Origin of the sequence: Streptomyces sp. NPDC059456 (assembly GCF_042750055.1) — a bacterium.
Classification (GTDB): Bacteria; Actinomycetota; Actinomycetes; order Streptomycetales; family Streptomycetaceae; genus Streptomyces.
The window spans coordinates 1-9,398 of record NZ_JBHYVA010000305.1 but is presented as its reverse complement, the minus strand read 5'-3'; the positions used below and the strand labels follow the sequence as shown (position 1 = coordinate 9,398).

Annotated in this window: 10 protein-coding genes and 1 pseudogene; 7 read left to right on the top strand and 4 right to left on the bottom strand. The window is 70.4% G+C overall.

Going from position 1 to position 9,398, the window contains the following annotated elements; translation table 11 throughout:
• Positions 1-336: 336 nt before the first annotated feature.
• Positions 337-1,185, bottom strand: coding sequence for a hypothetical protein (locus ACFXA3_RS24365; RefSeq protein WP_385190079.1), 849 nt, complete (start codon positions 1,183-1,185; stop codon positions 337-339).
• Between the two features lie 375 nt (positions 1,186-1,560).
• Between ACFXA3_RS24365 and ACFXA3_RS24360 the strand changes: the two genes are divergently transcribed.
• From ACFXA3_RS24360 to ACFXA3_RS24340, 5 genes and pseudogenes are all read left to right on the top strand, one after another.
• Positions 1,561-2,301 (top strand): class I SAM-dependent DNA methyltransferase, encoded by a 741-nt coding sequence (locus tag ACFXA3_RS24360; protein ID WP_385190077.1) that lies wholly within the window; start codon positions 1,561-1,563, stop codon positions 2,299-2,301.
• A 447-nt stretch (positions 2,302-2,748) separates the two neighbouring features.
• Positions 2,749-3,357 carry a C39 family peptidase gene (locus tag ACFXA3_RS24355; protein WP_385190075.1) on the top strand — a complete coding sequence of 203 codons (609 nt, stop codon included), beginning with the start codon at positions 2,749-2,751 and terminating at the stop codon, positions 3,355-3,357.
• A 115-nt stretch (positions 3,358-3,472) separates the two neighbouring features.
• Positions 3,473-4,081: a hypothetical protein gene (locus ACFXA3_RS24350; RefSeq protein WP_385190074.1), complete on the top strand. Its 609-nt coding sequence runs from the start codon at positions 3,473-3,475 to the stop codon at positions 4,079-4,081.
• A pseudogene (locus ACFXA3_RS24345) lies at positions 4,054-4,632 on the top strand (transposase); the annotation flags it as partial. The gene ACFXA3_RS24350 and the pseudogene ACFXA3_RS24345, both read left to right, overlap by 28 nt.
• Positions 4,633-4,694: 62 nt before the next feature.
• The gene (locus ACFXA3_RS24340; protein ID WP_385190073.1) at positions 4,695-5,546 is read left to right on the top strand and encodes an RCC1 domain-containing protein; all 852 of its coding nucleotides are present in this window, start codon (positions 4,695-4,697) and stop codon (positions 5,544-5,546) included.
• 172 nt (positions 5,547-5,718) lie between these two features.
• Here ACFXA3_RS24340 and ACFXA3_RS24335 read toward each other — a convergent pair whose 3' ends face one another.
• Together ACFXA3_RS24335 and ACFXA3_RS24330 are read right to left on the bottom strand one after the other, a co-directional pair.
• A complete protein-coding gene (locus tag ACFXA3_RS24335; RefSeq protein WP_385190071.1) occupies positions 5,719-5,922 on the bottom strand; it encodes a hypothetical protein in 204 nt (67 codons plus the stop codon).
• Between the two features lie 194 nt (positions 5,923-6,116).
• Positions 6,117-6,680: a protein phosphatase gene (locus tag ACFXA3_RS24330; protein WP_385190069.1), complete on the bottom strand. Its 564-nt coding sequence runs from the start codon at positions 6,678-6,680 to the stop codon at positions 6,117-6,119.
• Positions 6,681-6,811: 131 nt separating this feature from the next.
• On the opposite strand from ACFXA3_RS24330, the gene ACFXA3_RS24325 reads away from it, so the two are divergent.
• Positions 6,812-7,963 (top strand): hypothetical protein, encoded by a 1,152-nt coding sequence (locus ACFXA3_RS24325; protein WP_385190066.1) that lies wholly within the window; start codon positions 6,812-6,814, stop codon positions 7,961-7,963.
• Positions 7,964-8,376: 413 nt separating this feature from the next.
• Positions 8,377-8,604, top strand: a complete 228-nt coding sequence (locus ACFXA3_RS24320; RefSeq protein WP_385190065.1) for a hypothetical protein — start codon at positions 8,377-8,379, stop codon at positions 8,602-8,604.
• On the opposite strand, the gene ACFXA3_RS24315 is transcribed toward ACFXA3_RS24320, so the two are convergent.
• On the bottom strand, positions 8,564-9,184 hold the full coding sequence (locus ACFXA3_RS24315) for a S1 RNA-binding domain-containing protein (RefSeq protein WP_385190062.1): 621 nt from the start codon (positions 9,182-9,184) through the stop codon (positions 8,564-8,566). The two genes, ACFXA3_RS24320 and ACFXA3_RS24315, sit on opposite strands and share 41 nt — an antisense overlap.
• Positions 9,185-9,398: the final 214 nt, after the last annotated feature.

The following is a 9,398-nucleotide window of genomic DNA, read 5'->3' as shown; positions in this document are numbered from 1 at the left end:
GGGGCCGCGCCGGCCCCCCCGGAGCGCGCCCCCGCGGGGGGCGCGGGCGGCGGCCGCGCCGCCCGCTGGCCGCTGGATGCCATCCGGACGCGCACACCGATGCCGGATCCCGCTCCGCGCCCGGCAAAGCCCCACTCCGCAGGACCGGGCCGCTCGGGGTGGAGCATCCCGCGGACGCACGCGGCGGCGCCGAAGACCAGGGCGGCGCAGAGATCGAAGCCTGACCCGCGCGCCGGCGACAGGCCCTCGACTGCATTCACCACCCGCCCGGGGGAGCGCCTGAGAACGCGCGTGAACGTCAGACGGCGGAGGCTGCGGGGTCGCTCCGAGGGCGATTCAGTCAGCCGCCGGACGCCACCGGTGGGTTAGCCGCACTGCGCCGTATGCCCCCCAGAGCCAAACGAGCAGAGCCATGGCCAGTGTGCTGGCAAGCACGATGGTCAGTACGGGCCAAGAGAGGGAGGCCCCGTCGGCGTAGGCGCCGGTCGTCATGGGGGTGGCGAGCCAGTAGTGCGTGGCCAGGCCGATCAGGGAGGCGGCCAGCAGCGGGACGAACAGGGTGAAGAAGGCCGTGCTGAGGTAGACGGTCCGGTTGCCGGAGAGCACGCTGAGTGCGGTGATCTGGCGGCTGAAACGGACGAACTCGGCGAGGTTCGATACGACGATGGAAATGGCGATGACGAACACCGCGAACGTGCCGAAGAGCAGGACCCAGAGTCCTTGACGGTTGTCCATGTTGGCGGCATTCAGCCAGGATCCGGCAATCGTCTCGACCGGTACGCCCATGCCGAGGTGCCGGTTCGCCGCCTCCTTGACCGCAGGCACGGAGATCTGCTGGCCTTGGTGTCCCACCAGCACCATGACAGAGCCCTGTGGGGTATTGGTCTGCCTCGCGAACAGGCCTTGGCCGGGGGTGTCCCAGCTGTAGAGCTCCCTGACTCGTACGTCGGCGGTGCGTGGCTCCACCGGAGCGGCCTGCGGAGTGCAAGGCAGGGACAGGCGTTGCAGAGCTTCGCAGGGGCCGTTGAGTTCGGCTGTCGCCTTGGCCTGGTCGACGTTCAGTTGCAGGGCTTCCACCCCTGCCGGCAGCGCGTTGAGGAACGCAGGCGGGACCGGCTTGTCGTCTCGAAGGTCCACGAGGATCGCGCTGGTCCCGACGCGCTTGACGGTCTGTTGCGCTTGCACGGCGGGGCCCGTGTTGCGGGTGACCCACAGCTGGGGTGGCCCGCTCCAACGACCATGACAGACGATGTTGAACCGACGACTCACCGCCTACCGTGCGCGAACTCGTTGGCTGATCCTGATGTCCAAGACGGGCAACTGCCGGCAAAGCAGAAACTGGCCGGCGGACGCGATCAGGACGTCTTCACCCTCTCCGAGAACTCCTACCGAAATGATCTACAAGGCGGTTGCATCACTCCGGGACTGGCGATCTGGGGGTTGGGGCGGCTCGGCCGAAGCCGCGGAAAGCCGACGACGAGCTGTGGGCGGTGCACGCTGCGCCGAGGAGAACGTAAATGGGTCGACAGCGCCCCTCGGCACTCGGCAAAGTGGCCGTCCGTGACGAGCAGTGAGCTGTGGACCCGCGCGACCGCCGACCGCTACGACGCCGAGGAGGCCGAAGCGTCCTCGGCTGCCGTTCTCGGACCGACCCTCGCCTTCCTCGCCGAGTTCGCCGGAGACGGCCGGGCTCTGGAGTTCGCCATCGGAACCGGACGGGTGGGAGTCCCGCTCCGGGAACGCGGCGTGCCGGTGGTGGGCATCGAGCTGTCCGAGCACATGGCAGCGGTGCTGCGGCGCAAGATCGACGAGGACACCCTTCCGGTAGTCATCGGGGACATGGCCACCACCGTCGTTCCCGGCGGGTTCACCCTGGTCTACCTCGTCTACAACACCATCACGAACCTGCTCACGCAGGACGAGCAGGTCGAGTGCTTCCGCAACGCCGCACGTCATCTGGAGCCCGGCGGCCGATTCGTCATCGAGCTGGGTGTGCCGCCGCTGCGGTTCCTGCCGCCAGGCCAGGTCGCGGTGCCGTTCGATGTCTCTGAGCAGCATCTCGGCTTCGACACCTTCGACCTGGTCGAGCAGATCCTCGTCTCGCATCACTTCACCCGCGACGGCGACGATGGGCGCTACCGCCGCGAAAACTCCCGGCACCGGTACGCCTGGCCGTCGGAGCTCGACCTGATGGCTCGGATCGCTGGCCTTGACCTGGAACGTCGCGTCGCCGACTGGGACGGGTCTCCGTTCACCCAGGACTCCGCGAAGCACGTCTCCGTGTGGCGCAAGCCGGCCTGAGGTTGGCCACCGGGCCATCAGCGGCCGCGCCGCCATCGGTGCGGCAGGTGACCGGCTGACTGACCCTGCACCCCACGACCCTGAACGAGGAAGACCGGGCCAGCCTGACCCGGACCAGGAACGGTATCGCCAGAGGGCAGTTCGGTTCCGTCCGCCAAGGCCCGAACAACGCGAACGTCGGATCGGTCCGCCACTCGCCCACTCACACGACCCCGCCACCGAGTGCGTCCCATCGGAATCGATCATGCCCTGCCCGAATCCGCCTGCGCCGCGGGCGGACCCCAGGCATGCCCCACCCCTCAGGCCCTCGGCACAGCAGCCCCGTGTGCGCCGGCTGGAACGGTCGGGCACGATCGGGGGTGGTGATCTCCGGTGGCGGCGTGGCCCTGCCCGCGTTCCGCCCCTGATGACCCGACCGGCCCCCACCACCACCGTAAGGACCCGCACGTGCCCGAACCGCAGTTCCCCACCGTCACGCAGTACGCCAGCCCGGACCTGATCGCCGCATTCGTCTACGAGGGCCGCGACACCGGTGCCGACCCCCGCTGGGCCGAGTCCGGCGCCCCCGACCTCGACACGTACCGCCGGTGGTGCGGCCACACGTGCGGGATCGCCTGCCTGCGCATGGCGCTGCTCGCCCGCAACGGCGATGCGCCCGCCCTGTTCGAGCTCCTCGACGGCGCCCGGAAGTACGGGGCCTACACCGAAGACCCGGACACCGGAGCGATCCACGGCTTGGTCTACGCCCCGTTCGCCCAGTACGTGAACGACGTGCACACCCTCGCGGCAGAGGTGCACCCGCACCTGACGGTGCCCGCCCTCCTCGCGCTGCTCGACGCCGGGCGGATGGTGGTGGCCTCGGTCCACAAGGAGATCCGCCGCCCCGAGAACCCGGCGCCGGGCAAGGGCGGACACCTCGTCCTCGTCACCGGCCGCCAAGGCGGCACGGTGTCCTTCCGCAACCCGTCCGGCCACACCGGACAGGCCCGCAGCGCGAGCCTGCCCGCCGCCGAGTTCGCCGAGTTCTTCGCCGGCCGAGGGGTGTCCCTGGCGTAGGGCTGCCTCATTCGTCCCGGCCGGACTCCAGCCCCTCCTGCCGTTCCCGCCCGGCTTTTCGATGAGTTGTGCACTCTCCGGCCCGAGAGACAGCCGGACCACCATCATGGGGTCCATGACCGCACTCACCCCCGCCCGGCGGATCGCCGACCACGTCCAGCACCTCCTCGGCAACGGTCCGTTCCCGCAGCCCGGCGGCTGGACGCACATGGGGGCCGTGGTCTGCGACGCCAGTTTCCATGCCCGTTGCACGTACGAGGCGACCCTCCGGCCGCGGCTTGAGCGGCTGCAAGAGGCCTGGCCCGATGCCGCGACGGTTCGCGGCTTTCAGGCGCGTCTCGCCACGCACGACCTCTCGGCCGCCATGGACTTCCACAGCCCCCGAAAGGTTGCGACCGCTCACGCCCTCACCGATCTTCTGGTCGCTGCGGGGGTTGATACCCGCGACGACCTCCATGCGTGGCTCGGTGAGCAGGTCAATCGTGCCGCTCTTCGCACGGTGAAGGGCGTGGGGCCGAAGAGCGTCGACTACATCGGCAACCTCGTCGGCCGTTCGCAGGTCGCCGTGGACGTACATCTGCGCGCCTTCGCCGCGGATGCCGGCGTCTCGGGCCTCCCGTACGAGCAGCTGCGAGCCGTGTACGAGGAAGCCGCTGCGATCCTCGGGCAGGAACAGGGCGGACTGGAGCACGCCGTCTGGCGGTACGGGTCAGGAGCCGCTTAGGACTGGATCTGTCCCGGGCGTCGGTCGACTCGAGCCATCTGCGGGCGATGAAAGGTGGTGCGGCCACCGGCCCGTCTCCGGTGGACCGGGGCAAGACCGGCAGCAGGCACCACCTGATCGTCGAGGCCCACGGCATCCCGCCGGCCGTCACGCCGACTGGCGGCAACCGCAACGACGTGACCCAGCTGATCCCACTGATCCGAGCTGTCCCGCCGTTCCGAGCTGTCCCGCAGATCCGAGGCAAACGCGATCAGCCGCTGCGCCGCCCGAAGCACCTCTACGCCGACCGCGGCCACGGCCACGACCACGACCACGAGAGCTACCGCGATCAAGTCCGACGGTTCGAAATCACCCCGCACATCGCCCGACGCGGCACCGAACACGGCTCCGGACTCGGCGTCCACCGCCGGGTCGTGGAAGGCGCCATCGCACTACTGCACTGGTTCCACCGCCTACGCATCCGCTGGGAGATCCGCGACGCCATCCACCGCGCCTTCATCACACTCGGTTGTGCCGTCATCCGCTGGCGACGGCTGAGGACCCCGCTCTGATTCCAGGCCAACGTAAGGTGGCATCCCATGTCGCGAACTCGCGCCGACCACAAGGAGGCGGAATGCTCGCTGGCTCGTCGGTGCTGGCGGCCGGAAGGCGTCATTCGGTCGGACGGCGCCGGGATGGAACCGTTCTCGCCGCGGGCAATACCGCAGGCGCTGAATGTCGTGTCGGGGGATGGGAAGACGTCGTCGCGGTGGCAGCCGGCAATGTCCATACCGCGACGAACACGGGCAGGTCCCATACGGTGGGACTCCGGTCGGACGGCACGGTGCTGGCAACGGGGTGGAATGGCGATGGGCAATGTGATGTCGCCGGATGGCGAGGCGTCACGGCCGTGGCCGCAGGCTGGCGCCGCACGCTCGGGCTACTCGCCAGTGGCCGGGTGCTCGCAGTCGGCCGCAGTTCAGAAGGGCAGTGCGAGGTGCAGTCCTGGCGTGAGATGGTCGTCCTCTCGTGTGGTGACTGGCACTCGGTCGGCGTCCGGTCGGACGGTTCTGCCCTGGCCGCGGGGAACAACCGACGTGGGCAGTGTGCCGTTGAAGGGTGGCGTGACCTGGCTGCCATTTCGGCCGGGTATCTCCATACCGTCGGCCTCAGAGCCGACGGGCGGGCAGTAGCGACCGGAGACCGGGCAACCGGGGCGTGCGAGGTCGATAAGTGGGAAGACGTGGTGGCGCTCAGCGCGGGCAGCTACCACACCGTGGGGGTCACTGCGTCCGGACGGGTCCTCGCGGAGGGAGACAACAGCTACGGACAGTGCGAAGTCGGGGATTGGCACGACGTCGTCGCTGTGACGGCCGGTTCAACGCACACCCTTGGCCTGCGTGCCAACGGCACGGTCGTGACCGCAGGCAACAATGCCGACAGACAGTGCGAAATCGATGACTGGTCCGGAATCCGGCTTCCATGAGCCCCCGGGCCCCGCCAACGTGAACTGACATGCCGCCATCCGCGGGTGCGTCGCGGCCTGAGCGCCCAGCGAGGCGGCCGCGTGCGCGTCCCCGGATTCCGCGGGCGCAGTGGATCCCTGCCGGATCGAACCACGGCATTGGACGCTGCTGATCTGCCGGGCATGCCGCCCTTCAGGATGACGGGCAGGCCTCGCAGCTGTGACTGTCGATCGCGGCGGACAAGTCGCGAGCCGCGACCCGTACGGCAGGATCCTTGTCGCCGGCGAGCATCTCCACCGTGCCTCTGCGGCCGACCACGGCTTGGTGAGCCGCTCGCTGTACGCGGGGCTGCGGAGGGTTGTCGTGGTCGAGGATCGCCTGCAGCAGTTCGATCACGCCGGGGCGGCTGGTGACGGATTCGGTGACGGCGAGCCCACAACCGGCGCCCGGGAATGCCGGGCTACGCCCGCAACGACGGCCTCAGCCGACCGGCAGGACCGACGGTTCCCGGTATCGTCCGTCGACCGGCCACGGTGGACGGCAGGGGACGGCACCTTCACGACGGGTGTACTGCCGAGACCTCGATCCGGTCAGGTGAGCGTGTCCAGGCCGATGAGGAGCTGGGCAACGTCAAGGCCCGTGGTGAGGTACTCCTCGAAGATCCGGTTGTGCAGGGCGAAGGGGGATCGATTCCTCCGGATGGTCTCGACAGCAGTCGTCGTCTCCCAGCCCAGCTCGATGAGGGCTTGGGCCACCACGAGCCCGGAGCGGTTGTAGCCGGAGTGGCAGCGGACCAGGACGGTGCGCCCGTCCCGGACGGCTCGCGCGGCGGTGCGGGCGAGCTGCTGGACTGCATGGATCTGCTCGGCCGTGAGCGGTCGGTCGGGCATTTCCGCGACCAGGTGCTCGATGCCGGGACCAGGTCCGTGACCCGGGCGGCTGAACAAGCTGATGACCAGTCCGAACTCGGTGCCGACGACAGCTGCATGCCTGTCGCCCGAGGGGTCGGTCCACTGGTGACCACCCATCCACAGCCCCGTTGTGATCTCGTTCCAGGGCGCATGGGGATCGGGCACCCCGCGGTCTTTCGAGCGCGTCTTCAACGTGACCCCCTCCAGACAGACGAACCAGTCGGCTCCCAGCCCATGTTCCACGACTCGACTTTGGGAACGTGCACGCCGTACGGCAGATGACCGTCCTCCACCGGCCCGGCCCGGCCCGAAACTGGTTGGTGTGCCGAGCTTCCGCGCTGCGATGATGCCTCTCTTTCCCAGGCGTAGGACATTTGTTCGTTTTCGTGTGTGCGGGGTGCGGCGCTGAACTCACCGCCCCGTTGTCCCGGGTCGCCCTGCCGGTCCACGCCCATCAGAAGTACGGGAACGGGACTCAGCTCCCGGTGCTCATGGAGTCGGGCACGTTCGCCGTGGAACCGGAGCCTTGGGGGCCGCCGTGGCGGACCTGGGAGGAGATCCATCCGGACGAGGCAGCCGCCCGCGGTGTGTACGCGCCGGTCTACGCCCTGTCCGACGGCGCGCCTGGCGCGGTGGTCATCGCACCCGGCGACGCCCACGGCACCGTGCTGGTCCCGGAGCGGGCCGACGGCTACTGCTGCGGCCTCGACGGGGGTGCCGGCCCCAACGTGGCCTGTGCGGCGTGTGCCCTGCCCGTGGGGAGCCGGATCGACGACTGCTCGCTCTGGCAGGCCATGTGGCTGTCCCCGAGTGCCGTGCGCCGCCTCCCGATCGACGGCGCCGATGCCGGCGCCGAGCCGCTTTCCTGGGCGCAGTTGAGGGCGGAAGGGAAGGGCACACCTCCGTTCGAGCCGATCGCCGAGTGGGGGTCGCGGCTGCAAGCGGGCCACTGGTCGAACCACCGGTGGTCGTGGAGCCCACGGTGGGAGGCGGCGGCCGGCCGGGCACTCGCGCATCTGCTCGCCGCCTCGGAGGGCCGGCCGGTCATCGTCCCGGACGGCTTGGCCACGGAGGTGTTCGGGCGTGTGCTCGACGCCGTGCTTCCCGCGGGTCGGCCGGCTCGGTGCGCCGTCCTGGCGGGACCGGGGCGGCCTGCTCCCGGCGTGGATGCCGACGTCCTCCTCGTACCGACCCATCCGCAGACCGGGGAGGTCTGGGCCCCGGGAGGCGCCGGAGGCACGGGAGGCCCGCCCGGCCCGGCGGCGTACCGGGTGCCGCTGCCGTTCGGGGTGTGGCTGTGGCTGGCCTTCCCCGAGCCGGACCCGCCCGTGCCCACGTCCGGCGTCCTCCCGTACGGCGTTCTCCGTGACGATTTCGACCCACCCGCGCCGCGCCCCCACCACCTGTTCCGCGCCGACCCGGAGATCTTCCGGCAGACGCTGGTCCGGCTGCCGGAGGTCCGCAGCCCGTGGCTGCGCGAAGTCCTGGACGACCTCATGGAGTACATGCGCGCCGGCTACTTCTAGCCGCGCGCCGAAGTCAGCCGCGCAGCGTCACGCGGGGCCGGCCGCGGCAGCTGGCGTCGTCCGCGTGACAGCCGTGAATCCGACCGTCGAGGCGTTGCTCGCCGGCATACCCGCCCTTGCTCCCGACGCCCGCAAGGCAACCCTGCCCCGCCCCAGGGCGGGTGAGCCGTCACCGCACGGCAGCCACGTCGGTGGCCCGCTGCTGTGGCCGGCCGGCCAGGAGTGGCCCCGGTGCGCGGGGCCGCACATGGTCCAAGTCCGGGAGAAGCTCTCCGACGCGGACCGGGAGACCCTGCAGCGGATCGACCGGGACGCGCGGGCCCGGCGGACGAGCCGGGGTGACAGCGTGTACGAGGTCGTCAGGGAGGAGGCCCGCGTCAGTTCCCGGATCATGGACGGCGCCCGCCGTCGAGATGCACTACCGTTCGGCCGCTTCGCTCACCGCCGCACGGGGTGTCCCCGTACCGGTCGACGCCGTGGCCTCGTACGTGCCGCGGCCGTTCCTCTTCCATCCGGTCGAGGTGACGGACCTCCCGGCTCAGGACGAACTGCCCGAGGACCTGTTCGGCGAGGCGGAGGACCGGGCCGAGCAGCACGGGGTCAGCTACCACCGCGCCCTGGGCTGCCTGAACATCCAGTAGCGACGCGCGACAGCCTGACGCAACGGCTCTCCGGATCGACGCCGATGATCCGGACGGTGAGGAGGTCGCCGACCTCGACGCCCTCCCCGGGCCGGTCCGTCACCGGCGTCCCGGCCGGTTCGGTGTGCTCCAGCAGTCCCTCGATTCCGTCGTCGCGGTCCTCGATGCGGACGTGGACGCCGGACGGTGTGAGCCAGGTGACCGGTCCGGTGACGATCCGGCCGGCCTGCTGCGCGATCACCCGCAGCGGGTCCTCTTCCTGCGATTTGAGCGACAGCGGCACCCGTTGGCGGACCATGTCGACGTCGAGGATCTCTGCGGTGACCTCCTGGCCCACCGTCAGCACGTCGGAGGGGTGGTCGATGCGGCGCCAGGACACCTCGGGCAGATTGACCATCGCGGTGAAGCCGCCGATGTCGACGAAGGTGACGCCGAAGTCGGGCATGGCCACGACGGTGCCCGTGCAGATCTGTCCCCGGCGCAGGGTGGTGAGAAACGCCCAGTCGCGGTCGTCGGCGGTCGGTTCGGTCTGCCAGCGTGCCCGCAGGACACCGTCCTCGTCGGGCAGGACTGCCGTCATGAGCGGTTGCCGTTCGTCGACGTAGAGGGACAGGACGGCTGCGGCGCGGGCACCGGAGACGTGCGCCGCGAGCTGCGCGAACCCGGTCTCGCCGGAGCCGGAGCCGGAGCCGGGGCCGGCGCCGGCGTCGGAGCCGGCGTCGGAGCCGGCGTCGGATCCCGGGTCGGATCACGAGCCGGGACCCGAGTCGGCGTCCGAATACGAGACCGAGTCG